This is a genomic window from Stenotrophomonas sp. 109824_Sma (genome assembly GCF_056480025.1).
In genome coordinates this window covers 4,191,795-4,214,887 of the sequence record NZ_CM151078.1, presented here as the reverse complement: position 1 = coordinate 4,214,887, position 23,093 = coordinate 4,191,795, and the positions used below count along the sequence as shown (strand labels likewise).

The 23,093-nt window shown below is 65.7% G+C and carries 28 protein-coding genes and 1 tRNA gene; 10 read left to right on the top strand and 19 right to left on the bottom strand.

Annotation, left to right across the window (positions count from 1 at the left end):
- Nucleotides 1–59 precede the first annotated feature (59 nt).
- Nucleotides 60–1,316, top strand: coding sequence for an O-antigen ligase family protein (locus ACZK1G_RS19765; RefSeq protein WP_101766143.1), 1,257 nt, complete (start codon nt 60–62; stop codon nt 1,314–1,316).
- A gap of 30 nt (nt 1,317–1,346) precedes the next feature.
- Here the strand turns inward: ACZK1G_RS19765 and ACZK1G_RS19760 are convergent, their stop codons facing one another.
- On the bottom strand, nt 1,347–2,153 hold the full coding sequence (locus ACZK1G_RS19760; RefSeq protein ID WP_101766142.1) for a glycosyltransferase family 2 protein: 807 nt from the start codon (nt 2,151–2,153) through the stop codon (nt 1,347–1,349).
- Between ACZK1G_RS19760 and ACZK1G_RS19755 the strand changes: the two genes are divergently transcribed.
- A complete protein-coding gene (locus ACZK1G_RS19755) occupies nt 2,152–3,210 on the top strand; it encodes a CDP-glycerol glycerophosphotransferase family protein (protein ID WP_101766141.1) in 1,059 nt (352 codons plus the stop codon). The genes ACZK1G_RS19760 and ACZK1G_RS19755 overlap by 2 nt on opposite strands.
- Nucleotides 3,211–3,335: 125 nt before the next feature.
- Here the strand turns inward: ACZK1G_RS19755 and ACZK1G_RS19750 are convergent, their stop codons facing one another.
- From ACZK1G_RS19750 to ACZK1G_RS19735, 4 genes are all read right to left on the bottom strand, one after another.
- Nucleotides 3,336–4,874 carry a PH domain-containing protein gene (locus ACZK1G_RS19750; RefSeq protein ID WP_101766140.1) on the bottom strand — a complete coding sequence of 513 codons (1,539 nt, stop codon included), beginning with the start codon at nt 4,872–4,874 and terminating at the stop codon, nt 3,336–3,338.
- The gene (locus ACZK1G_RS19745; RefSeq protein WP_075676088.1) at nt 4,871–5,371 is read right to left on the bottom strand and encodes a PH domain-containing protein; all 501 of its coding nucleotides are present in this window, start codon (nt 5,369–5,371) and stop codon (nt 4,871–4,873) included. The genes ACZK1G_RS19750 and ACZK1G_RS19745 overlap by 4 nt, the downstream gene beginning before the upstream one ends.
- A 75-nt stretch (nt 5,372–5,446) precedes the next feature.
- Nucleotides 5,447–6,583, bottom strand: a complete 1,137-nt coding sequence (ribA, locus tag ACZK1G_RS19740) for a GTP cyclohydrolase II RibA (protein ID WP_101766139.1) — start codon at nt 6,581–6,583, stop codon at nt 5,447–5,449.
- A 73-nt stretch (nt 6,584–6,656) separates the two neighbouring features.
- The gene (locus ACZK1G_RS19735; RefSeq protein WP_101766138.1) at nt 6,657–7,577 is read right to left on the bottom strand and encodes a lauroyl acyltransferase; all 921 of its coding nucleotides are present in this window, start codon (nt 7,575–7,577) and stop codon (nt 6,657–6,659) included.
- A gap of 61 nt (nt 7,578–7,638) precedes the next feature.
- Here ACZK1G_RS19735 and dtd point away from each other — a divergent pair, with 61 nt between their 5' ends.
- The 5 genes from dtd (at nt 7,639) to ACZK1G_RS19710 (ending at nt 11,876) form a co-directional block, all read left to right on the top strand.
- A complete protein-coding gene (gene dtd, locus ACZK1G_RS19730; RefSeq protein ID WP_049443291.1) occupies nt 7,639–8,079 on the top strand; it encodes a D-aminoacyl-tRNA deacylase in 441 nt (146 codons plus the stop codon).
- 90 nt (nt 8,080–8,169) lie between these two features.
- Complete coding sequence (gene rpoD, locus ACZK1G_RS19725; RefSeq protein WP_014038623.1) at nt 8,170–10,023, top strand: RNA polymerase sigma factor RpoD; 1,854 nt, start codon at nt 8,170–8,172, stop codon at nt 10,021–10,023.
- A 133-nt stretch (nt 10,024–10,156) separates the two neighbouring features.
- Nucleotides 10,157–10,825, top strand: a complete 669-nt coding sequence (locus tag ACZK1G_RS19720) for a hypothetical protein (protein WP_030002860.1) — start codon at nt 10,157–10,159, stop codon at nt 10,823–10,825.
- Between the two features lie 274 nt (nt 10,826–11,099).
- Entirely contained in the window at nt 11,100–11,372 is a 273-nt protein-coding gene (locus tag ACZK1G_RS19715; protein WP_279935131.1) for a hypothetical protein, read from the top strand.
- Between the two features lie 156 nt (nt 11,373–11,528).
- Nucleotides 11,529–11,876: a hypothetical protein gene (locus ACZK1G_RS19710; protein ID WP_279935129.1), complete on the top strand. Its 348-nt coding sequence runs from the start codon at nt 11,529–11,531 to the stop codon at nt 11,874–11,876.
- A gap of 126 nt (nt 11,877–12,002) precedes the next feature.
- Here ACZK1G_RS19710 and ACZK1G_RS19705 read toward each other — a convergent pair whose 3' ends face one another.
- From ACZK1G_RS19705 to ACZK1G_RS19645, 13 genes are all read right to left on the bottom strand, one after another.
- Nucleotides 12,003–12,239, bottom strand: a complete 237-nt coding sequence (locus ACZK1G_RS19705; RefSeq protein ID WP_478447822.1) for a hypothetical protein — start codon at nt 12,237–12,239, stop codon at nt 12,003–12,005.
- Nucleotides 12,236–12,871 (bottom strand): hypothetical protein, encoded by a 636-nt coding sequence (locus ACZK1G_RS19700; protein ID WP_478447820.1) that lies wholly within the window; start codon nt 12,869–12,871, stop codon nt 12,236–12,238. The genes ACZK1G_RS19705 and ACZK1G_RS19700 overlap by 4 nt, the downstream gene beginning before the upstream one ends.
- A 53-nt stretch (nt 12,872–12,924) precedes the next feature.
- Nucleotides 12,925–15,843 carry a phage tail tape measure protein gene (locus tag ACZK1G_RS19695; RefSeq protein WP_478447819.1) on the bottom strand — a complete coding sequence of 973 codons (2,919 nt, stop codon included), beginning with the start codon at nt 15,841–15,843 and terminating at the stop codon, nt 12,925–12,927.
- Nucleotides 15,844–15,855: 12 nt separating this feature from the next.
- Complete coding sequence (locus ACZK1G_RS19690) at nt 15,856–16,653, bottom strand: DUF2213 domain-containing protein (RefSeq protein ID WP_478447817.1); 798 nt, start codon at nt 16,651–16,653, stop codon at nt 15,856–15,858.
- A 61-nt stretch (nt 16,654–16,714) separates the two neighbouring features.
- Complete coding sequence (locus tag ACZK1G_RS19685) at nt 16,715–17,047, bottom strand: hypothetical protein (protein ID WP_478447816.1); 333 nt, start codon at nt 17,045–17,047, stop codon at nt 16,715–16,717.
- Nucleotides 17,037–17,504, bottom strand: coding sequence for a hypothetical protein (locus ACZK1G_RS19680; protein WP_478447814.1), 468 nt, complete (start codon nt 17,502–17,504; stop codon nt 17,037–17,039). The genes ACZK1G_RS19685 and ACZK1G_RS19680 overlap by 11 nt, the downstream gene beginning before the upstream one ends.
- A 53-nt stretch (nt 17,505–17,557) precedes the next feature.
- Nucleotides 17,558–18,124 (bottom strand): hypothetical protein, encoded by a 567-nt coding sequence (locus tag ACZK1G_RS19675; protein ID WP_478447812.1) that lies wholly within the window; start codon nt 18,122–18,124, stop codon nt 17,558–17,560.
- Between the two features lie 418 nt (nt 18,125–18,542).
- The gene (locus ACZK1G_RS19670; protein WP_478447810.1) at nt 18,543–19,007 is read right to left on the bottom strand and encodes a hypothetical protein; all 465 of its coding nucleotides are present in this window, start codon (nt 19,005–19,007) and stop codon (nt 18,543–18,545) included.
- A 13-nt stretch (nt 19,008–19,020) separates the two neighbouring features.
- Nucleotides 19,021–19,239: a hypothetical protein gene (locus ACZK1G_RS19665; protein WP_478447809.1), complete on the bottom strand. Its 219-nt coding sequence runs from the start codon at nt 19,237–19,239 to the stop codon at nt 19,021–19,023.
- On the bottom strand, nt 19,239–19,448 hold the full coding sequence (locus ACZK1G_RS19660; protein WP_478447808.1) for a helix-turn-helix domain-containing protein: 210 nt from the start codon (nt 19,446–19,448) through the stop codon (nt 19,239–19,241). The genes ACZK1G_RS19665 and ACZK1G_RS19660 overlap by 1 nt, the downstream gene beginning before the upstream one ends.
- A gap of 184 nt (nt 19,449–19,632) precedes the next feature.
- A complete protein-coding gene (locus tag ACZK1G_RS19655) occupies nt 19,633–20,019 on the bottom strand; it encodes a hypothetical protein (RefSeq protein WP_478447807.1) in 387 nt (128 codons plus the stop codon).
- Nucleotides 20,016–20,255, bottom strand: coding sequence for a hypothetical protein (locus ACZK1G_RS19650; RefSeq protein WP_478447805.1), 240 nt, complete (start codon nt 20,253–20,255; stop codon nt 20,016–20,018). The genes ACZK1G_RS19655 and ACZK1G_RS19650 overlap by 4 nt, the downstream gene beginning before the upstream one ends.
- 79 nt (nt 20,256–20,334) lie before the next feature.
- Nucleotides 20,335–20,466, bottom strand: coding sequence for a hypothetical protein (locus ACZK1G_RS19645; protein WP_478448402.1), 132 nt, complete (start codon nt 20,464–20,466; stop codon nt 20,335–20,337).
- 228 nt (nt 20,467–20,694) lie between these two features.
- On the opposite strand from ACZK1G_RS19645, the gene ACZK1G_RS19640 reads away from it, so the two are divergent.
- The 3 genes from ACZK1G_RS19640 to ACZK1G_RS19630 all read left to right on the top strand — a co-directional run bounded on the left by ACZK1G_RS19640 (nt 20,695) and on the right by ACZK1G_RS19630 (nt 22,306).
- Nucleotides 20,695–21,060, top strand: a complete 366-nt coding sequence (locus ACZK1G_RS19640; RefSeq protein WP_478447803.1) for an Arc family DNA-binding protein — start codon at nt 20,695–20,697, stop codon at nt 21,058–21,060.
- Nucleotides 21,057–22,220 (top strand): tyrosine-type recombinase/integrase, encoded by a 1,164-nt coding sequence (locus ACZK1G_RS19635; protein WP_478447801.1) that lies wholly within the window; start codon nt 21,057–21,059, stop codon nt 22,218–22,220. Before ACZK1G_RS19640 ends, ACZK1G_RS19635 begins: the two co-directional genes overlap by 4 nt.
- A gap of 10 nt (nt 22,221–22,230) precedes the next feature.
- Nucleotides 22,231–22,306: transfer RNA gene (locus tag ACZK1G_RS19630), tRNA-Ile, on the top strand.
- A 273-nt stretch (nt 22,307–22,579) separates the two neighbouring features.
- On the opposite strand, the gene ACZK1G_RS19625 is transcribed toward ACZK1G_RS19630, so the two are convergent.
- The gene (locus ACZK1G_RS19625) at nt 22,580–23,080 is read right to left on the bottom strand and encodes a hypothetical protein (RefSeq protein WP_036144985.1); all 501 of its coding nucleotides are present in this window, start codon (nt 23,078–23,080) and stop codon (nt 22,580–22,582) included.
- Between the last annotated feature and the right edge of the window lie 13 nt (nt 23,081–23,093).

The following is a 23,093-nucleotide window of genomic DNA, read 5'->3' as shown; positions in this document are numbered from 1 at the left end:
TCCAGCAGATTGCAGCGATACTTCCCGACGTGCCAGCTTCACCGGACAACCTGAACTTCATGGCCGGCGACCCGCTGGGCGTTCCCGTCGGTGGGCGCCAGGGGGTTGCACACGGGCTGGCCCAGCTGGGCCTGTTCTGCCTGCCGGCACTGGTGCTGACCGTGCCGATCAACCTGTTGCCGTACGGTCTCCTGCTGCTGCTCAGCACCCTGCTGGCGCCGGAGCTGCTGTGGCGCGCGCGCGGCATGGCCGGCCAGCCAGTGAAGGTACTGGCCTGGCTGATGCTGGCGGTGCTGGCGCTCGGCGTACTGTCGGTGGTGCTGTTCGAACAGGGCCTGCGTGACGTCGACAACCGTTCGCGGTTCGTGGTGATCCCATGGATCGCGCTGTGGGTCTGCGCGCTGCGTCCCAACCTGCGGTGGCTCTGGTACGGATCATTGACCGGCCTGCTCGCCACCTTTGCGATGTCGCTGTGGCAGGTGCTGGGCGGCGCCCCGCGCGCGGAGCTGTTCACCAACGCCATCGTGCTGGCCGACATCGTGATGGTGTTGATGGTGCTGCTGGTGTTCTGCCGCCCATCGCGGCGCTGGTCGCTGGTGATCCTCGGCATGGCCGCCGGCTGCGGCACCATCGTGCTGACCGGCAGCCGCGGTGTGTTCGCCGCCTTGCTGGCGCTGCTGGTGGTGCTGGCGCTGAGCCTGCGCTGGCGCACCGGTGCGGCGCGCCTGTCGGTGCTGGCCGGCATGCTGGCGATCGGTGCGACGCTGCTGCTGTCGGTACCGGAGCTGCGCCACCAGGTCCGCCTGAGCGAGCTGCACAGCGACGTGCAGCGGATGGAGCTGGGCGACAGTGATTCTTCCGCCGGCGCCCGCGTCGAGCGCCTGCAGGTGGCCTGGCAGACCTTCCTCGATCATCCGCTGGTGGGTGTTGGCATCGGTCATTTCGACAGTGCGATGCAGCGCGTGCCGGTCTGCCGGGAGAACCCGGCAGAATTGCGCTGCCACCTGGGGCATGCACACAACGACGTGGCCGAATGGGCGGCGACCCAGGGCGTACCGGGCCTGCTGCTGTTGCTGGCGGTGTATGGCATCCCGCTGTGGTTGTTCGTGCGCCTGCATCGCCGCAGTGGACGGGCGACCTTCCGGGGGCCGGCCGCAGCCGGCGTCATGCTGGTGATCACCTACGCGCTGTGCGGGCTGACCCAGTCGATGTTCGCGCACCAGATGACGGCCAGTTTCTACGTGACCCTGGTCGGCCTGCTGACCGGCCTGTCGATCGTCGAAGGCACGCGCCACCGGGCGATCACCGGGTCGTGATGCCGCGTCGCGCCGGGCAGGGCCCGGCGATCAGCGGTTCGGCGGGTCGGCCACGGCCTGGCCGTTGCCCAGCATCCACAGCATGATGGTCTTCTGGCGCACGTAGTTGGCGCGCACATAGGCGTAGACCAGACCGTGCCAGCCGTCGCGGAAGCCACCGCGGAACACGAAGCCGCGCCAGAACCGCCAGGCCGGGGCCAGCACCAGCTTGCCCAGCGTGGCCCGCTTGCCGCGTGCGAACTCGTGCTCGGCCATCATCCGCGCGTACTTCTCGGTCTTGGCCAGCTGCTGCTGCAGGGAGCGGTACGGGTAATGGACCAGATCGCCGCGCAGGGTGCCGACACTGCCGTCGACGCTGGCCGCCTCGTGGATCTCGCGCTTGCCGCGCCAGCCGCCGCGGCGGCGGTCGAACAGGCGCATCACCCGGTCCGGGTAGGCGTTGCCATGGCGCAGGAACTTGCCGAAGTACTCCGACAGGCGCGCGAAGCGATAGCCGGCATGGCCGGCGAAGCCACCGTCGCGGGCCTGTTCGATGGCCGCGCGCAGTTCCGGGCTGATCCGCTCATCGGCATCCAGGCACAGCACCCAGTCGTGGCGGGCCTGCTCCACACAGAATGCCTTCTGGCTGCGGAAACCATCGAACGCGCGCTGCAGCACGCGGGCGCCTGCGGCCTCGGCGATGGCCACGGTGGCATCGGTGGAGCACGAGTCCACGACGATGATCTCGTCGCAGAAGGCCAGCGAGGCCAGGCAGTCGCCGATGCGGCCGGCCTCGTTGAACGCGATAATGCAGGCCGAGATGCGAGGCCGTTCGATGGGAGCGGTCGTGGAGGACATGATGGCCGGGTACCTGTTGTTTGCGACGGAGCGCTATGCGCTGCCTATTCTCGCCCCGTTGGCGCAGGCCTTGCACGCCTCCGGGCAGGAGGTGGCGGCCTGGTTCGAGGACGGCGCGGCCGGCAGCAGCCTGCCGGGTGTGCCCAACATCGGCCTGAAACAGGCCCTGGCGATGCGGCCGCGTGCCGTGTTCAGCGCCGCCAACTGGGTGCCGACCTTCCTGTCCGGCGCCAAGGTGCAGCTGTTCCATGGCTTCAACGTGGAGAAGCGGGACAGTGCGCGCGGCCACTTCCGGGTGCGCGGCATGTTCGACCTGTACTGCACGCAGGGGCCGGCCACCACCGGGCCGTTCCGTGAGATCGCCGCCCTGCAGGGCCACTTCGCGGTGGCCGAGACCGGCTGGCCGAAGCTGGACCCGTTGTTCCGCGACGACGGTGGCGAGAGCGCCGCGTTGCGCGCAGCGGCGGGCGGGCGTCCGGTGATCCTGTTCGGTTCGACCTTCACCGAGCGCCTGAGTGCAGCGCCACACCTGCATGCGCAGATCGCCGCTGACATCGCCGAGGGCAACCGCTACTGGCTGCTGACCCTGCACCCGAAGTGCCCACCGGAACTGTTCGAGCGCTACCGCGCGCTGGCCGGTGCCAATGCCCGCTTCATCGAGCCCGAGCAGGTGATGGCCGCGCAACGCGCCGCCGATGTGCTGGTGTCGGACACCTCGTCGATCGTTTCGGAGTTCATCGTCCAGCACAAGCCGGTGGTGACCTTCCGCAACCGCGTGCCCAAGCCGCACATGATCGACTTCGACGACCCGGCGCAGCTGCCGGTGATGCTGCAGCGTGCGCTGCATCCGGACGCCGCGCTGCAGGCGGAGATCGTGCGCTACGCCGACGCCATCCATCCATACCGCGATGGCCTGTCCAGCGAGCGGGTGATCGCGGCCACCGAGGATTTCCTGTCCGGTGAAATGGGTGTGTTGCGGCGCAAGCCATTCGGCAGCTGGGTGCGCGACCTGCAGATCCGCAAGGACCTGGGGTACTGGGGCCCGTCGCAGCGCTGATCGGGTTGATGTGGATCCACGCCATGCGTGGATGCACGGCCCCGCTCGCGGTAGTGCCGGCCGCTGGCCGGCAACCTCGGGAATGTCTCCGGTTGCCGGCCAGCGGCCGGCACTACCTGTATTGCTTACCAGCGCAGCTTGCGCCGTGCCAGCGCCGCCGCCAGCTGCTCCATCACGTGTTGCGCCTGCGCCTGCGGCAGGTAGTGAAGGGTCAACGCCACATCACCGTGTGCACCGGCGGTATCCAGCTGCAGGCTGCTGGTGCCGAGCAGCTTGTCCAGCGGTGAACGCTGCAGGCGCAGGCCCTGCACCTTGTCCAGCTCGGCCCAGCGCCACCAGCGCTTCCACCAGCCGCCGCGCACGGCCACGTAGTGGTCATCCAGGTACCAGCCCATGCGCGCCATCTGCCGATGTGCCACCAGCAGCGCCACCGGCAGCCATGCGAGCACGACCAGCCCCCACGATCCCCAGCGCCAGTACGCGGCCGCTGCCAGCAACGGCACCAGCACCAGCGCGCCCAGGCACAGCCGCCACCAGCCACGCTGCGGGATGGACTGCCACTGCGCCGGTGGCCACTGCAGTTGTGGCAGCAGGTGCTGCACCAGCTGCGTGCAGCGCTCCTGGGTTGCCAGCGGCGCCAGCTCGCGCAGGGCGCGATCCTCATCGCGCGAAGGGCCGCCGGCAGCGCTGTCGATGCGCAGCTGGCGCAGGCCGAACCAGCGATGCAGGGTGCTTTCGCGCAGCGTCCAGGCCTGGATGCGGCGACGCGCGACACTACTGCGGGTGCGGCTGAGCAGGCCGGCCGACACGGTCAGGCGGCGATCCTGCTCGCTGAGGGTGAAGCCGTGATAGCGCAACAGGGTCAGCACCACCGACAGCGCTCGCAGCGCCAGCCAGCCCAGCAGCAGTGCGGCAGCCAGCAGCAGGAAGGCGCCGGCCACGCCGGGATGCAGGTGGCTGGCATAGCCGAAGGCTTCCTGGCCGCCACGCTGGATGGCTGCGTCCATCACCGGCCGCGGCACGGTCTGGAACAGCACACCGAAGGCGGCGATCGCCAGTGCCCAACCGCGGTTGGAGAGCAGGCCCATGCGCACCACGTCCCAGCTCGACAGGCGCAGCAGCACCTGTTCGGCGTCGGCCCCGGCGAGCGAGGGGGCGGCGACAGCGTCAGCGGCCTGCGGTGCCTGCCCACGCTGGCGCACCAGTCGTTCCAGCGCCAGCGCCTGGTCCAGCTTCAGCACGCGCATCTCCGCTTCCGGGCGCACGCCGCCGGCCGATTCCAGGCGCAGCTCGGCCACGCCGAACAGGCGGTGCAGCGGGTTCTGCCGCACTTCCACGTTGTGGATGCGGGCGAACGGGATCTCGCGGCGGTTGCGCGCCAGCAGCCCGCTGCGCACGGTGATCGCATCGCTGCCGATGCGGTAGCGGTAGCTGAGGTACTGCAGCACCGAGACCAGCACCAGCGCGGCAATCGCAGACAGCGGAATCAGCTGCGCCCACATCGGGTCGCGGTCGCCGCGCTGGCCGAACACCAGCAGCGCCACCAGCGGCAGGAAGTAGTGGCGCAGCTGCATCAGCAGCACGAACAACCACGACCAGGGGTGCAGGCGATGGTCTTCGCCACCGGCAGGCAGCGATGCGGGCAGGGGCGGCGGCAGGCTCACAGGGCGTCGGCGTCCTGGTCGAGCTGATGGGACAGGGTGTCACGCAGGCGCTCGGCGTCGGCCTCGTCCAGGCCGCTCACGGTCACTGCGCTCATGCGGGTCCCGGCGGTGTGCACGATCAGTGTGGCCAGGCCGGCACGGCGTTCCAGCGGGCCGCGACGCAGGTCCAGATGCTGCACGCGCGAAATGGGGATGCGCGTTTCCAGCTGCCACATCAGGTCGCGGCGCAGGCCCAGGCCCTGGGCATCCAGCCGCCAGCGGGTGCGGGTCAAGCGCCGGCGGCCGAGCCAGGCGCCGAAGACGATGCCGATCAGCAGCCCAAGGGCGGCCGTCCACAGGCCGCCGGGCAGATCGAAGAACCACGCGGCCGCGGCCAGCGGCAGTCCCGGCACGAACAGGCCGCCGAAGGCGCCTTCCAGTGCAGCGAGGCGGGCAGCGCGTTGCGGCAGCGACTGCCAGGCATCGGTGGGCGGGGAGGGCAGGGGGACGTCGGTCACGCGGGCTCCGTCAGGCGGCAGGGCGGGCGATGGCGGCCGAGACCGCACCGCGCAGACGGTAGCAGGTCGGCTGCGTTACTGGGCAGCCTGGATCAGCGCATCCACATCCAGCATGTGACCTGCGCGATCAGCCTTGGTGCGCAGGTAATGCTCGTTCTCGGCGGTGATCTCGCCGGTGACCGGAATGCAGTCCAGCACCTCGATGCCAGCATTGCGCAGGCGCTGCGCCTTGGTCGGGTTGTTGCTGAGCAGGGCCACGCGCGAAATGCCCAGGCCATGCAGCATCGCCACCGCACTGCCGTAGCGGCGCTCGTCGGCACCGAAGCCCAGCTGTGCGTCGGCGTCGATGGTGTCCAGGCCGTCGTGCTGGTAGCCATAGGCGCGCATCTTGGCGGCGATGCCGGTGCCGCGGCCTTCCTGGTCCAGGTACAGCAGCACACCGCCGCCCAGTTCCTTCAGCTTGCGCAGGCCGCGCCGCAGCTGGTCGCCGCAGTCGCACTTGAGCGAGCCGAACAGGTCGCCGGTCAGGCACGAGGAGTGCACGCGCACCGGCACCACCGCCGACAGGTCCGGTTCGCCGACGATGATCGCGACCTGGTCGCGCTGGGCCACGCCGCCGCGGAACACCGCGAAGGTTGTCATGCCGACGTCGCGCAGCGGCACCGGCGAGCGCGCCACCAGTTCGTAGTCGTGGGCGGCGTGTGCGGCGCCCTCGGCCAGATCGCAAAGCGCCACTTCAGCAGCGCCATCGAAGGTGCGGTCATCGACGTCCAGGCGCACAGCCACCATCGCCGGCAGCAGCAGGCCCAGGCGGGCCAGCTCCACCGCGCCGGCATCGAAGGCGTCACCAGCGCTCCAGCCGTCCGGCATCGGGCCGGGCTCGCGCAGGTAGCCCAGCGAGGGCAGGGCATCGAAGGCGACACCGGCCAGCGGCAGGCGCGCGCCTTCCGGGGCCTCCACGCCGAGCACGCGGGCGCGGGTGGCGGTCAGGAACAGGTAGTGGCGTTCGCGCGCGGCAGCGGCGAAGGCAGCGAAGCTGCTGGCGGTGGCACTGTCCAGGGCGATCACCGCCAGGCGCTGGCCCTGGCCATCGTGGAGCAGCACCGGGCGGCCGGCACGCAGTTCGGCCACCGCGCGTTCGCAGCGGATCGCGGCGGGATCGCCGAACAGGGAAGAGGCAGCAGGCATGGCAGGACCGGGGGAGGCGGACATCGCAGTCTCTATGGGGGCGCCGGCGTCGTATTCAACGTGGTGCGGCCGCCGGTCGCAGGTGACCGGACAGCCGTCAGTGCGGATGTTCTTCGGTCGCGTACGGGTCTTCCTCGCCGCTGCCCGGTGGCCGCAGCGTATAGCGCTTGTAGGTCCACTGGTACTGCGTCGGGTCGCGGCGGGCGATGCGCTCGATGCCGGCATTGAGGGCGGTCGCCGCCACCTGCGGGTCCGGATCAGCAACAGCCGGGTCGGTCGGCTCGATGTGCAGGGCGAATTCCATGTCCGGCCCGATGCGTTCGCACCAGCCATACAGCACGGTGGCGCCGGTGCGCTCGGCCAGCCGGTTGACCAGGGTCATGGTCAGTGCCTGCACGCCGAAGAACGGCACGAACACGCCGTCGCCGGCCTTGGGCTGCTGGTCGGGCAGGATGCCGGTGGCGCCGCCGTCCTTGAGTACCTTGAACAGCTGGCGTACGGCCGGGCCCTCGGCGCGCACCTGCTGCACGTTCTGGCCGCCGCGCACCAGCTGCAGGAAGGCGTCGCTGGCCTCGTCTTCCGGCGGCTTGTAGACGATGGCGATCTGCCCGCGCGAGGCCAGCCACTGGTTCAGCAGCTCCCAGTTGCCGAAGTGCGGCGCGGCCACGATCACGCCCTTGCCGCTGGCCAGGGCCGCGTCGTACAGGGCTTCGCCGTGGCGCTGCTTCAGGTGCAGGCGCAGGTTGTCGGCCGGTTGCTGGCTCCACAGACGCAGGGTCTCGATGGCCTGCAGCGCGGTGGAGCGCAGCAGTTCGCGGTGCAGGCGGTCGCGCGCCGGACCATCCAGTTCCGGGTAGGCCAGTTCCAGATTGCGCCGGGTGACGCGGCTCTCGCGAGCATTGAGACGGACCCACGTCCACGCCAGGGCGTGCGCGAACCCCCGCAGCAGCGGCCAGGGCAGGCGGGCGAACAGGGTGGTGGCGCGGTAGACCAGCCGGGCTTTGCGTTGCGGATTCATCGGCGCCAGTTTAGCCAAGGGCGCTGCTATCGTGGCCGGCCCCGTTCATTGGAAGCCCACGATGCTCGTCCTGATCCAGCGTGTCAGCCAGGCCGCCGTCCATGTCGACGAGGAGGTGGTGGGGCAGATCGGCCCCGGCCTGCTGGCCCTGGTCGGCATGGAGCCGGGCGATACCGAGGCCCAGTTGCGGCGGATGGCCGAGCGCCTGCTGGGCTACCGGGTGTTCGCCGACGAGGCCGGGAAGATGAACCGGTCGCTGCGCGACACCGGCGGCGGCCTGCTGTTGGTCAGCCAGTTCACCCTGGCGGCCGATACCCGTTCGGGCATGCGGCCCAGCTTCACCAGCGCCGCGCCGCCGGACGAGGCTGAACGCGGGTTCAATCGATTTGTCGACATCTGCCGTGAAAATCACGCACCAGGGGTGGAAACGGGCCGGTTTGGTGCCCATATGGTCGTCAGCCTGGTCAATGACGGTCCCGTGACCTTCCTTCTCAGGCCCTGAGCCTGCGGGACCACCGCCCGGCAGGCAGGGCCCCGGGCTGGTATAATGCTACGTTCCCTATTTCTCCCTAGCCGGTGGCGCGAGCACTACATGGCCAACGAACGTCCTGCCCAATCCGAAATCAAGCAACTGATCAGCAAGGGCCTGGAACAGGGCTACCTGACCTACGCCGAAGTCAATGACCATCTGCCGGACGACATGGTCGACCCGGAACAGATCGAAGACATCATCGGCATGATCAACGGCATGGGCATCGATGTCCATGAAGTTGCGCCGGATGTGGAAACCCTGCTTCTCAACGACGGCAACACCGGTAACCGCGAAGTCGATGACACCGCGGCCGAAGAAGCCGCCGCTGCGCTGAGCGCGCTCGACACCGAAGGTGGCCGTACCACCGACCCGGTGCGCATGTACATGCGCGAAATGGGCACCGTCGAGCTGCTGACCCGCGAAGGCGAAATCGCCATCGCCAAGCGCATCGAGGAAGGCCTTTCGCAGGTCCAGGCCGCCCTCGGCCAGTTCCCGGTCTCGGTCGAGTCGCTGCTGACCGACTACGAAGCCCACAAGGAAGGCAAGAAGCGCCTGGCCGAAGTGATCGTTGGCTTCAACGACCTGGCCGACGAAGAGCCGGCGCCGCCGGCGGCTGCTGCCGATGACAGCAGCGATGCCGACGCCGAAGGCGACGAGGACGAGGACGATGATGTCGAGGGTGGCGAGGAAGAAGCCGCACCGACCGGTCCGGATCCGGAGGAAGTCGCTGCGCGCATGCAGGCGCTGAGCGATGCCTTCAATGCCTTCAAGAAGGCGGCGACCAAGGGCGACAAGAAGAACCTGCCGCGCCTGCGCGAAGAGATGTCCGCGGTGTTCGTCACCCTGAAGCTGCCGCTGCCGCTGACCGACGTGCTGACCAAGCAGCTGCGCGACACCATGGCGTCGATCAAGGCCCATGAGCGCCGCGTGCTGAACCTGGCGACCGTTACTGCCCGCATGCCGCGCAAGGACTTCATCCGCTCCTGGGAAGGCAACCAGACCAACCTGGAGTGGGTGGAAGACGCACTGAAGCGCAAGCAGAAGTGGTCTTCGGCCCTGCGCGAAGTGAAGGACCAGATCATCGCCGAACAGCAGGCGACGATCGACATCGAGAAGCTGACCCAGCTGGACCTGGAAGAGCTGAAGGAAATCAGCCGTGCCATGGCCTACGGTGAAGCCAAGGCGCGCAAGGCCAAGAAGGAAATGGTCGAGGCCAACCTGCGCCTGGTGATCTCGATCGCCAAGAAGTACACCAACCGCGGCCTGCAGTTCCTCGACCTGATCCAGGAAGGCAACATCGGCCTGATGAAGGCCGTGGACAAGTTCGAGTACCGCCGCGGTTACAAGTTCTCGACCTACGCCACCTGGTGGATCCGCCAGGCGATCACCCGCTCGATCGCCGACCAGGCGCGCACCATCCGTATTCCGGTGCACATGATCGAGACGATCAACAAGTTGAACCGCATTTCCCGCCAGATGCTCCAGCAGTACGGCCGCGAGGCTACGCCGGAGGAGCTGGCCAAGGAAATGGACATGCCGGAAGACAAGATCCGCAAGGTGATGAAGATCGCCAAGGAGCCGATCTCGATGGAAACCCCGATCGGCGACGACGAGGATTCCCATCTGGGCGACTTCATCGAGGACACCAACGTGGAGTCCCCGATCGAGAACACCACCAACATCAACCTGTCTGAAACCGTGCGCGACGTGCTGGCCGGCCTCACCCCGAGGGAAGCCAAGGTGCTGCGCATGCGCTTCGGCATCGACATGAACACCGACCACACGCTGGAAGAGGTCGGCAAGCAGTTCGACGTGACCCGCGAGCGCATCCGCCAGATCGAAGCGAAGGCCCTGCGCAAGCTGCGTCACCCGAGCCGCTCGGAGCAGCTGCGCAGCTTCCTGGATATCGATTGACGCGTATCCGCTGCACATGAAGCACCTGACAGACCCCGCGCAAGCGGGGTTTGTTTTTTGCCTGCGATCATCCGCGTTGCAGGCGACGGGATAGGATACGTGTCCTGTTTTCGCCCTGGTCAATGGAATGCCGATGAAACTGCCGATCCTGCTGCTCTCGCTGTCACCGCTGGTTGCCTGGGCGGATACTCCGCAACCACCGCCATGCAATGCCGAGAGTTTCTTCAGCAGCCAGTTCGACTATGCCGTGGGCCGCGTGGTCGACGCCGGGCAGGTGCTGCTGCTGGGCGAGGCAGAAGGCTGCCTGGACGAGGAACGGGACGGGTGCCGCAGTGGCGAGGAGATGGAACCGGGCACCGGCCTGGTGATCGGCGACCGCTGGAACAGCTACTACTGCGTGAAAGCACGTTCGCCGAGCAAGGAAGTGGTGGGCTGGGCGCCGGAATCGCGCGTGATGAAAACCAGCAACTACGTCGAGACCAGCCTGACCGACTGGGTCGCCCATTGGGAACGCAGCGACGGAAATGCCATCGACATCGCAGCCAAGGGCGACGCATTCGAACTGAGCGTGCCCGGTAGCGACGAGGGAGCGGCGCCGCGGGTTCTGGGCCGTGCTGCAGCAGAGGAGGATGAGGACGTGCTGCATCTGCATCAGGGGCGCTGCACGACGCGAGTACTGCTGCGCGGCACCGACCTGGTGGTGGCCGACAACGGACAGTGCGACGAGCGCGAGCGCAGCCTGCGCGGGGAATACCACAACCGTGCGCCGTTGGAGCGGTTGATGCAGCGCCTGGGGCAGTAATGGCGTGAGGGCCTGGGGTGGCGCGCAGTGGAATCCCGATGGCGGCCTCACTACACTGTGAGGCTGCGCAGGGCCTATAGCTCAACGGTTAGAGCAGGGGACTCATAATCCGGTTACGCCGGGATTCCCTTCTTTTCATTAGCGCGCAGAATGCCTCAAAAATACGCTATTTGAAGCGTATTCTCGGGGCTGTCAGTCATCTATGGTCGTTAGAAATTTCCAGGCTTTTCCGGCACTGTTACACCGAACTTACACCGACACCTAGGGGCAACCGATGAGCAACTACGAGCAGAAAGAAGCTGGCGCGATAATGGCAATGAAAGCGCTTCTCGCGGCAATTTTGGCGAAGTCCACCGAGAACGACAGCGACCAGGTAGCATCTATCGCCGCACTCGTTGATTCGTGCTCTCAGAAAATGCAAGAAGGCGCCTCTGCCACGACAGGCAAGACTCCCGATGCGTTTGACATCAATGTCTATCTCCAGGGATCTCAGGAAACGCTTGATTTCATCAAGAAGGCTGCTGGCTACTTCGCAGCGGGCCACTGAGTAAGCGATTCGGAGTCACCCTTGCCGCTAAGGACGGACTGAATGACGCTCATCACGTGTGGAGAATGTGGGAAGTCGGTCAGCGACCAAGCAGAGGCTTGTCCGCATTGCGGTGCACCGACGATCAGTCGCAAGGAGCGCAGGACGCGTCGGGTCATGTGGGGCATTGTCCTGGTGCTGGGCCTGCCGGTAGTGCTGTTCTTCGGGTCAGCTGTGGTCGCCGGCATCGCCGAGGGCGTGAGCGGCGGTCCTTCAGCAGCTGCCGACCGCGCCTACACCGGGAAGCTGCGCGGCAACGGCATCGAATGGGAGCTGACCTATGCCTCATCGCCTGCTGGTGGGCAATGCGACGGCTGGTACGCGGTCTCGGTCCAGAAGCCTGGCGACCCGGCCTCGGGCATGAGGGATCTCATGTGCTGGCGCAGTGCCGGTGACCAGATCGAGATGAACACGGCCACGGGGGAGGGCCGGCGCACGGACCCTCGGTCCAACTACGTGGATTGACGATACCGCCCCTGAGCCAGGGGCGGTACCGGTCGCTTCACGCCAACCACAAAGCGTAGCGACTGCCGATGTTGTTACGGACACCTCCGGCTGGTCCGGCGCGGCCCATCAAACCGCGCGGGGCATTCAGTGGTGCCTGGGCCTACCGGCCGGCGGCATCGGGGTCGGCGGGGCCTCGCGCTTCTCCATCACGCAGATGTCGAAGAGCCCGGACACGTATTCGTCGCATCGACCGTCAGTCCACTCACCGCCCATGACTGCGGTCACTGCACGCCGACGGATACTCTCGGCGCTCTCGTCGTCTTGGATGTCCACGCCCGGCGCCATGCGGGCGGCATCGATGATCAGGCGGGCCCGGCTCAAGCGTGCCACCCTGCGTGTGCGGCAGCTCGTGCTTCATCGAGGTTGACGCCGAGGTTGTCGATGTGGATGTCGGGACGCCCAACGAGCGCGCCCCGGTTCCTTTGGGATCGATGGCTGAGTGCAAGCAGTCGCCTCACCACGTCCGGCTTTGCACCCGCCTTGGGGAGGCCTGCGCTGTGGGCGAGGCCCAAGGCCTGGAATACTTCGACGTATGCCTCTTGAACGCTGTCAAGCGAGCACTCCAGCTCCTGAGCCTTCTCTTCCGCGTGCGTGATGCTGGCCTCCAGCTTCTCCTGCAGGCCCGGCAGCGCCTCGCTGGCTTCCTTGACGGCCATTTCCTGCCGGATCCTGTGCAGGGTGTCGTGGATCGACCTCACGCGGTCCCGATCGACCGAGAGCCGGTCGAATTCTTGCTGCAGCGCGGCCACCTCTTCGTGGGTGCCGCTGGCCAGGGCCTTCTTGTAGACGGGACCATGGTTGCTACTGCGCGGGCCGGCGACAGCGATCTCTGACCAACGTGTATTGATGCTCGCCATCTCTGGCGCAAGCTTCAGCAACAGCAGCTTGGCCTCCGTTGAGGTGAGGGGCGTGCCGCGGTTCATCTCCGCACGGATCTCTTCGATAATGCTCATGTGGTCTCCTGATGGATGATGGGCGCCGAGGGCCCGGCGCCATAAATGGTCTATTAGCGGTACTTCATCGAGCGCAAGACGCCGCCATCGCGCATGTCCTTCAACTGTAGTTCTCGATACTTCGTCTCTGCGATTCGCCCCATCGCTTGCCCAAACTGCTGCAGTGCCGGGCTGTCTGCCTGGACATCGGAGTTGCCATTTCCGTCGATGGTGATCGACACATAGACAGGGGCTGGTACGTTCGATGCGGTCCCGCCACTTGACGCTGCTGGTGCCGCCGGGATGACGTTGCCGTCGTTGCCCGGGATCAAATACGTCCTGCCCCTCTGTTGGAACAACTCCGGCCGGCCACCTTCGCCCACTTCGTAAAGCGTCGAACCACGCACGGGGCCACCATTGGCCCTGCCGCCGCCGAAGTTGGAAAAGTTGTTGCCGAAGCCGCCAATAGAGCCTGCGCCGGTGCCGTTGCCGGTGTAGTTGCCAGCGCCGGCACCGCCACCCCATGCGCCAGCCACCGCATTGATGATGCCCACCGCCGCCTGCTTCGCAGCGATGCGTGCCAGATCCGCAACGATGGCGTTGGCCATGTCGCGGAACGACAGCTTTCCTGTCTGTGCGAACCGCACCCAGGCATCCTCCCAGCCGCTCAGAGCGGTGGTCATCACTGAGCCCGCCTGGTCGTAGGCATTGGCTGCTGCGAAGGCATAGTCCTTCCAGGCGTGGGAGACCCCAAGGCGCCAGTTGGTCAGCGCTGCCATCCGGTACTGCTGGTAGTTGCGTTCGACGTTCAACGAGTCGGCCAGACTGACCTTCAGGGCTGCCGTGTCCTGAGCGTACTGAGCCTGGCGCACCGCCATTGCTTCTGCACTGAGCGTGTTGCGATCTCGGTTATAGGCCTTGTCCAGCTTCTCCTGTTCGTCCAGATACTGGCGCTCGATGTCCAGCTTGCGCTGCATCACTTGGGTCTCATCCGTCCCCAAGCCGAGGCCCATCAGGTCGATGGCCGCTTGCTTCTTCCGCTGGCTCTCCAGCTGCGCCAGGCGCTCCGTGAGGGCGATGCTAGCCTGCATCCCCCGCTGGCGCTCCACCTCGGCCTCTGCCTGAGCGTCGGTCGCCTGCAGTTGCGGCACCAGCGCCTGCAACAGGCTCCGGGATGCCGCTGTCATTGTGTTGGTCTTGTCGGCCAACATCTGCCGCGCCTGGATCACCATGCGATCGCTGGCTGTCACCTTGCTGCCGCTCTCGGCCAGCTGCTGGTTCGCCGAGATCTGGCGCTGGATGTTGGCGATGAAGGCCTGGGTCGAGGTATCGTCGGCGTTCTTCCTGCCGACACCCTCTTGGCGATTGAAGCGCTTGTCCACCTCCGCCTCAGCGTTGGCGATCAGCCGCTGCATCGACCCGTCGAAGTGCCGGGCATCGTTGTCGGCCAGCTTGTTGTAGGCCGCGATGATCTTGTTTCGTGCGAGGAGCTTGGCCGAAACACGGTCCAGGCCGGCGAGCTGCAGGCTGATGGAATCGGAGGCGGCCGCGGCCTCAGCCTTGGCTGCCGCTTGGACGTCGATCACCTCTCGCTCTTGACGCCGCTTGCGCTCTTCAGCCCACTCCTTGTCCTGCATGTTCATTCGCTCGCCGAGCAGGCGGGAAACCTCGGCGCGGGCCTTCATGTAGCGTTCGGACTGCAGCGGATCACCGAACGTGGTGGCACGGACGTTGTGCAGGTTCCAGATGGCCTCTTGAAGGCGCTGCTCGATGTCGGTGCGTCCGATGTTCTTGAATGCCTGGATCGTGTCGAGGATCTCCCCCTTGACCCCTCGCCACGCTCTCTCCAGCGTGCCGGCGGATTCCCGCATGCTGCGCACGCGGTCGTTCTGGGCACGCTCCAGCTCCACCAGTGCGAGCTGCAGTGCGGCCGTTTCGCCCTTCTCGCTTCGCACCGCCTCAATGTGGTTGAAGCTGGCGACGGTCAGGAATCCGTATTGCCGATTGAGCTTTGCCAGCGCATCCGTGCCGCCGTCAGCGAGGTCCATGATGCTGGAGGTGACGCTGGCGATCGACTGCCCAGTGAGGGACGCGATGCTGGTAGCCGCGGAGGCAATGCTGGCGGCATTGTCGCTGAGTACCCTCCCGCTCTGGATCACCTGGTTGATGGCCGAGGACGCGCCTTGGTAGTCCCCGGTCATCCGGCCAATCTCGTTCCTGGCATTGGAGAGGCTGCCGGTCAGTGCCCCGGCGGATCCACCCATGCCGATGAGGAGGCGGTCCAGGTCGCGCATCTCCATGTAGCCCTTGGCAGCTGCCACGCCGATTGCGGCGATTGCGGCTACCGTGCCACCGACCGCAACGCCGGTCGCGGTGAACGCACCCCCCAGTGCCCCCGTTCGGGCGGTGAGCGAGGTGATTGATGACTGAGCGCTCATCACGTCGCCGCTGGCCAGGCTGCGGAGCAGCGTGGCGATGCTCTGCTGGGTCTCGATGGTGTGGAGGTTGAGCCTCCCGAGGGATCCACCCAGTACGCCGGACGACCGCGAAACCTCGAGTGTCTTCGCGCGGGTCATATCCAACATGTTCTGGTACTGCTGCCACACCTGCGGCTGCAGCAGCCCAAGATCGCGCGCGCGGGCTAGGCGGTCCTCCTGTTCCGCAAGCTTGTTCAGGGCCGCGACCGTCGGATTGATCTGCCCCAGCAACTTCTGCAGGTTCAGTTCGTGCGCCTCCGTGGCAGTGGCAGCTTGGCGCGTGGCCACCGCAGCCCTCTGCTCGATCCGCTCCATCTCCTGCACGCGGGCGTTGATCTTGGCCTGCTCGTTGGCCCAGTAGGACGCCGTCTTGCTGGCACCCTTCTGCGATTTTTCCAAGCGCTCGGCAGCGGTGCCGGCCTTCTCAGCGGCTGCCGCGTTGTCGTCCAGCGCCTTCGTGCCTTCGACCAGACCGCTCGAGTCCACGCGATAGCCAAGTTCGGCGATATCAACCATGGCGATCTCCTGTTATCGGGCGCCGCCGTGCTGCAGCTGCGCGCACATCTCGTTGTAGGCAGCAGCGGCAGGGTTTGCTGCAGCGTCGATGACGCTGCGGGTGCTGTAGCGCTGGGCGTGGTCTCGGGCTGCCGCAGCGTCTTGCGAGGCATTCGCCAGCATGCGCTGGCCGGCAGCAGCATTGGCTGCAAGCTGGATCGCCAGCGGTTCGGCCTCTGCTGCGCTCAGCCCGCCGTCCGTCAGCTGCTTCAGGAAGGTCGCCGCCTGGTCGGGCGCAGAATCGATCTGGAGCTGGCTGCCTCCCCGTGCCACGTCGACCAGCGAGAGGTGGTTGTTGGAGATTTTCCGCTGTACCGCGTCGTATACCTGGCCATCTGGCGTGGTGCCGCTCTCGAAGTGGATCTCGGCGTTGTAGCCCATCGACAGCTGGCGCTTGCCGGTTTCCCAGGCTGCGATGGTGGCCTTGTCCATCAGTACCAGCTGGACGCGGACGAACTCGCCATCGCGGACCACCTCGGCACCGGTCTGGCCCACCGCGTACTTCTTCCAGTTGTCTGCGGTGACGTGCTCCGGCGGATGATCGTTGGTCATGGGGCGGTGCGCGAAGCTCTTCATGGTCGCGTCCGAGAAGACTTCCTCGGCCGGGCGGTAGACCCGCACCACTGCCATGTCAGGCCGGCCCACCTCGCTGCCCAGGTACTCCTGAACGCCGGTGCGGGCCACCTTGGCATCGGCCACGAGGTAGCCATCGGCGGTTCTGCGTGCTGCTCCCACGGTGACTCGGTCGGTAAATGCGGTGGATGTGCTCACTGGTATCTCCTTCGGGTGCCGCTGAGTGCGGCGGTGGTGCTGGTGATCCAGGCCAGCGGGGTTAAGCGCGTCGGCGCGAGGTGGCCGGTCGGGTGGCGCCATCGCGCTCTGCCCAGAACTCGGAGGCGCGCCAGAATTCGGCAGCTGCATCCGGGTCCACGGCTTCGATGGCCTCCAGGAAGTCCACGACCACGCCTGCGGCTTCTCTCGCCGTGGTGGCGTCGCGGATGCAGCCATCGCCGATCTGCTCCTTAAAGCGGGAATCCACCAGGTGACCGTGAGAATCCATCAGCAGCTCGATGGCGGCCCAGGTGGCGATGTCTCCGGCGGTGGGCGTCGCAGTCACCACACGGGCCTCCAGCATCGCCAAGCGGCGGGAGCGATCAGCTCGCATGCTTGCCCTCCAGGGCGCGCAGGCGCGCATCGAAGTCGGCCAGTTCGTGGGCACGCGCGAAGGTCTCTACGCAGCGGCCCAGCTTCTCCGCCTCGGTGGCAGTGATCGTTCCGTCGGCAGCGGCGGCCAGAATGGCGCGCATGGTGGCCGGCACATCGGCGGGAGTCTCAGGGATCGGCAGTTCCACCTGGATCACGCGCTCGCGCGTGGGAGGGACCAATCGCTCCATGCACAGACGCATCGCCGCTGCATCGCCGGCCAGTGCCATCTGGATGGCCTTCTGCGTGAGGCGCTTGGAATCCTTGTCCAGCAAGGCCATTGCCGCCAGCGTGGTCTTGTTGCGGGAGCCAGGCCGGCGGCCTGCGTTGCCCTGTCCGAAGCGCCCACGGCTATCGCGGGGTGCCGTAGCGGCACCGTTGTTACGGTCAGTGTTGGTCGGTGCGGTTCCGTTGTCCATGCGGGCATTGGACCGGAGCAAAGTTCCATGTGCTTACTTCATGGAACTGGCGGCTATTCGATCAGTCCGTGCTTCCTCAGAACGCGCCGAGCCGTGCTCTTCGAAACACCCTTCCCCAGATAGGAGAAGCCTCCGCAGATGATGCCGACCAACTCCCTCTTGTCCCTCCCGTTTCTGAGAGCGGTCTGGGCCACGGCGATCATGCGGCGATCTCGATCGGCACAATCCTCCCGAACATGCTTTGCCCGCTGCCGACCTCCCTTAGATTGCCCCTTTGCCCATGCACACCCTGCGGCGAGTCGCGGTGCGAGCTGCGCGCGTTCCAACACCACGGCCGCGGACTGCCGGTGCAATAACCATGTTGGGTCATCGCCGGTGGCCACCTGATTGCCGATGGAGAGTTCCAGCGCATCCATGGATTCGACGTGTCGCTGCAGGTCTCGGCGATAGGCTTCCAGTACAGCAGGATCCAGGTGCCACGCACGCTCCACCTCCGCAAACTCCCGCCAGAGCACGGCAGACAGCAGTTCGCCTGGCTGGTAGCAATGCACCCGTTCCCACCGAGCCTGGTCACTGGCATCGGTCAGGTTGTAGGTGGTGGCCGGCGCGTGCCTTCTCATGGACGCGGAAAGCCTTGGCGAAAGCCTTCCGGGAAGCCTTCGGCGGAGCCCCTTCGAAGGGGTGGGGTAGGGGGCAGTGAGGCCTCAGTGATTCCGCAGTGAGCGGGCCTGCTACTAGCAGAGTATCCGGTGCTACTAGCACTGCATAGCACCTCTGGCAGCGTGCTCAGTATCGTCGCGGCACCTGCCGATCCGGTGGCGAGCGCTCGGCGAGGCCTCGGCGAATGCGAACCGCCGAGCGCCGGAATCGGGTTTTCGCCATTTGCAGTGCAGGTGCCCAGGAAGCGGTGATGCACGGCAGCAGCAGACGCCCGTGCGCTGCCGCTTGGTAGATATATATAAGGGACCACCCTGAGGGGGGTAAAAGGACACTGCGAAATAGCCCAGATACCCCCTTGAGGGGTGTAAAAGCATGCCGTCATGCTGCCTTTACCTCCCTGAGGGGGGTAATGAGCCCCCCTGAGGGGGGTAATGGATCTGTTTTTCGCCAGTCGTTGCGGGCTGGGCCGGGCCCTATTTCAAGCCCTTTGCCCGGGCATTCATCGATCCCATACCAGGTGAGCGCGTAGAGACTGCACATCCGTTTGATACCGTGCCGGGTCTTGACGATGAAGCCAGCGTCTTCCAGCTCTTGTAGTAGGGCATGCACCTTGCTGGGCGTGCAGACTCCAGCTGTCCGAACCATGCTCTCGGTAGCGCTCAGGTCGCCGTTGTTCTTGCCGTTGTACTGCCCGGCCAGGAACAGCAGCAGCTTCACCGCGGCGCCGCCTAGCCTGTAGAACTGCTGCGACTGAATCATGTGGTGCGGCATCTGGACGAAGGAATGCCCCTTGCCGCGCCCAGTGTGCTTGGCGCGCTTCCGCTCGGGGATTCTGTAGGACATCGAGATCCGCCCTTCAGGCCAGTACGCGGGACAGCTGCTTGGTCAGCAACTTGCGGTTGTGCTCGCAGACGGCGCGATCGTTGGCGTACTGGGGCGCGGTGCACCCCATCGCGATCAGCGTGTCCAGAGCGCCCTCTGCGGTCTTGGTGCTGTCCAACCAGCGCTGGAGGTGCGTGCGCGGGACGCCGCGTAGCTGCCGGGCCGTGAGGCAGCGAATCGGTTGGTAGGACATCAGTTCACCTCCTGGACAAGACCGGCGCGGATCAGCGCCTGGCGGTACCTGCAGGCCGAGGCCCGAGACATGCCCCAGCGTTCCACGATCTCAGCGATGGTCGGCGCGCGTCGCCGCCGGGTGGCCCATGCGGCGAACTGGAAGATCGCCTCGGTGTGGCTGGCCACGCCGGCAATGCGCTCCGAGTAGGAAGGGCTGCGCCGGCTCATGCGGTCCCCCTACTGGTGGTGCGGGCGGGTACGGCATCGAGCTGTTGCATCCTCCGGGCAAAGGCGCTTCCCGGGTCGTTACCCATACGGATCAGGCGTGCAAGCGCTGCATCAAGCCCCGACGGCATTTCGGGCATTTCTCGTCGGCCGCCTGCTACCGGGAAGGGGATGACATTTGAGGCACTCATCGGGCACCCTCTTTGACGCTCCAGACACCAGGCCCTTCGCGAAGCTCGAACATCGTGTTCTCTGCCTGCATCAAAAGCAGCTCAATGCTGTTATGCAAGTCTTCGACGTCGCTTCCTATGAGGCCTCCTGGGCCTGATTCGCGTACGCCATCCCACCATTCAGAGTTGCGTTCGTCATTGAGCAGGATCCGGTGTAGGCCGGTCACTGCCTGCAGCACCCTGTCGAGGCTGCCGAGACGGCTGGAGATGCCGTCTTCCAACTTCTTTGCACGCCAGACTTGATCGGACCAATGAACGGTGTGGCGGGGGGCTTTTGCATTCGGAGGCGGTTCGGTGACGGTCTGGACGGCCTTCAGGAACTTGGGCTGTGCGGTCGCTTTCATGCGTTGAACCCTCCGGCGATTGCGACGATCTCAGCCATAGCCACGCGGGCTGCAGGCAGGTTCGGGGAGCTGGTGTAGGCCTTGCGCCAGGCCTGCCGGAGTCGACGCTCGGTGCGGAGCACCACCAGCGAGAGCATCAGGTCATCGAGGGGGAGGGCATCCAGGACATTCGGGATGCGCTTAAGCGATTGGGCCGGCCGGGTTGCAGTGGCGGCGGGGGTGAGTACCATGTTCATGGTCGCTTCGTTCCTGTGAGAGGGTACGGGGATGGCTCAACGGCTCGTTCCGGGTGCAACCGGGCGGGCCGTTCTCTTTTCAGCCGGCACGGGATCGGCTATCCGTCGTCTCAACAACGGCGGCGTCCAAGTAAGCGTCAAGGTCGGACTGGCGGTAAAAGACCCTACCTCCAACCTTCAGGTAACGTGGGCCGCGGCCGGTGTGACGCATCTTCTCCAGAGTGCTGTGGCTCAGGCCGAGGTAGGCCGCTGCGTCTTGGCCCTTCAGGCGTGAGCTTGGGAGGTCGGTGGGCTCGGTAGTCATAGGCTCGGTTGTCATTTGAAAGGGGGGTGTTGATATTTGCGTTCATATCGAACGCAATCAAGGCTATTACGGTCTTTTCTGGATTGCAAGACTTTTTTGCGTTATCTTGCGTTCGCCATAAGGACACCGCCCCCAATGCCGAGCACGACCCCTAAGCGTCCAGGCCGCCCCCCCAAGCCAGAGGCGGAGAAGACTGGTAATTTCAGCGTCCGGATGCCCCAAGGGCTCCGCGCAAAGCTGGAGGAGGCTGCTCAAGGGGCTGGGCGCTCAACCAATGCCGAGATTGTTTACCGCCTGCAGGGCACCATTGATGGCTTGGACAACTCGCCGAAGCGGCAGGTGGTCCTTGATGCGCTATTGGAAGCGGTCAGTGAGGTATGCCGGTGGGCAGAGCATGTGGAACATGCGCCGGACGATGACGCGCAGCGTTGGCTAACGGAAGCCCTGGACGACCTAGGCATGTGGTATTCACGCCTCCAGCGGCTTGACTCAGGCAAGTGACCAGTTTCACGAAGCTCACCCGAACGGGCATGCGTGGCCTAAAGCCTGGCCAGTCCCTCAGCGAGCACGGGATTACCTACACCCGCACTGCCGCCGGCGACGGGCGCTGGTCGGTCAACGTCATGGTGGCCAGGCGCCGGCACCACCAAGTGGTGGGGCTGGAGTCGGAGGGGTACACCCGCACGCAGGCAGAGGAACTGGTTGCCACGCTGAAGGCTGCCAAGCGCAGCGCTGGGCACGGCGTGCAGGGGAGCAAGGCAAACGCCTCGCAGACCGTTGCACAGGCAGCGGACGACTACCTGGCCTATCTGCGGGTGCACGACGGCAAGGACATCGAGACGAAGGAACGGCGGTTCCGTGATCACATCAAGCCGCACCTCGGGCGCCGGTCGGTGGCCAGGCTGACCGACGATGACTGGCTCGCCTATGTGGCCACGCGAAAAGGAGAGGGTGCCAGCCCCGGCACGATCAACCGTGAGCGTTCTGCGCTGCTGCACATGCTCAACACGATGCGGCGGCGGAAGATCCTCGCTGCAGCACCGCTGCTGGCCCGTCAGCGCGAGCCGCAGGGCAAGCTGGTCTACTTGACCCCGGAAGAGTCGCAGCGGCTGCTGCTGGCCGCACAGGAGGATCTGTCGCCATTGGCACACCGGTTCGTGATGGTGACCCTCTACACCGGGCTGCGGCACAGCGCTGCTCTCAACCTGCGCGCCGGTGATGTCGACGTGCAGCGGCGGATCCTGTGGATCGGCAAGGACAAGGCAGGCCGGCGCGAGCAGCCTATGCCGCAGGTGCTGGCCGAGTACCTGGCCAAGGTCATCAAAGGTCTACAGGCCGACGACTTTCTGTTCCCGTCCGCACGCGCTGGCAGCGGACGCGCGTACCAGATGAACTCCGTGTTCGCGCGATGCGTGCGCGCCGCTGGCATCACCAAGCACGTCACGCCGCACACTATGCGCCACACCGCGGCGACCAACGCTGCGCATGCTGGGCTTGATGCGGCCACCATCCAGGCAATGGGCGGCTGGAAGACAAGAGCTATGGCCGAACGGTACACTCACGCGGCTTCGATGCAGGACGCGATGGCGGCCCTACAGAAACAGCTCTCAGGCAGCGCGGTTACACCGAAATTACAACGGCGATCGCGCAAATCGGCCTGAAACCCTTATAGGGCCTATAGCTCAACGGTTAGAGCAGGGGACTCATAATCCCTTGGTTCCAGGTTCGAATCCTGGTGGGCCCACCAACTCATCCAGTGGCTTACATCATTTCAAAGGCACCGCTATGCGGTGCCTTTTGCGTTCGATGCCTATGCGGTGTCTACATTTCAGTTGGTACCGATGCCGGTGCCTGGGAAGGGTCATTCGTTGCGCATCCACTGCTGCACATCCGGGGCGCCTCGATGCTGGATCCGGTCGTCGCGCTTCCACTACTTCTCGCCGTTGCAGGATCAATGCTGATGTTCATGCAAGCGGGAGGTGCTGTTCCCGCTTGCCTGATCTGTTCTGCGCTTCCAATGTTACTTCGGGCGAATAGGAGTAATCGGTTTGATCGTTACCCTTCCGCTGCCGCTGCCTCCGCAGTTGCCGTGGCAGCCTCCACCCAGGTTGGCTCCGCCCGTGCCACCACTACCTCCTCCGCTGCCGCCGCCAGCGCCGCCGCGACTGGAGGGCGGACGCGTGATGGGCTCCTGGTTGGTTCCGTTCCAGTCATTGCTGTCTGTCAACTCGTAGGTGGCGCAGTGCGTCGCGTTGCAGACGATGACTTTGGAACCTGCCTGAATTGAGAATTCGAATCCCCCCTTTCTCTGCTCGTTCGTTACATCTCTGTATCTATTCAGGAACGCCTTCGTGGCGTTGTCTGGAATTCGAGCCTGCAACTGACACGTACTACAGTTGACTGGGCCAAAGACGGTGGGGGCAGGATCAAAGGGCCAAATCGCATAAGCCATGGGAAGGGCTGAAATTGCGACCACCAGGGAAGTTGCAATCAACCATTTCTTCGAAATCATTGCTTTCATCGTGCGCCATGTT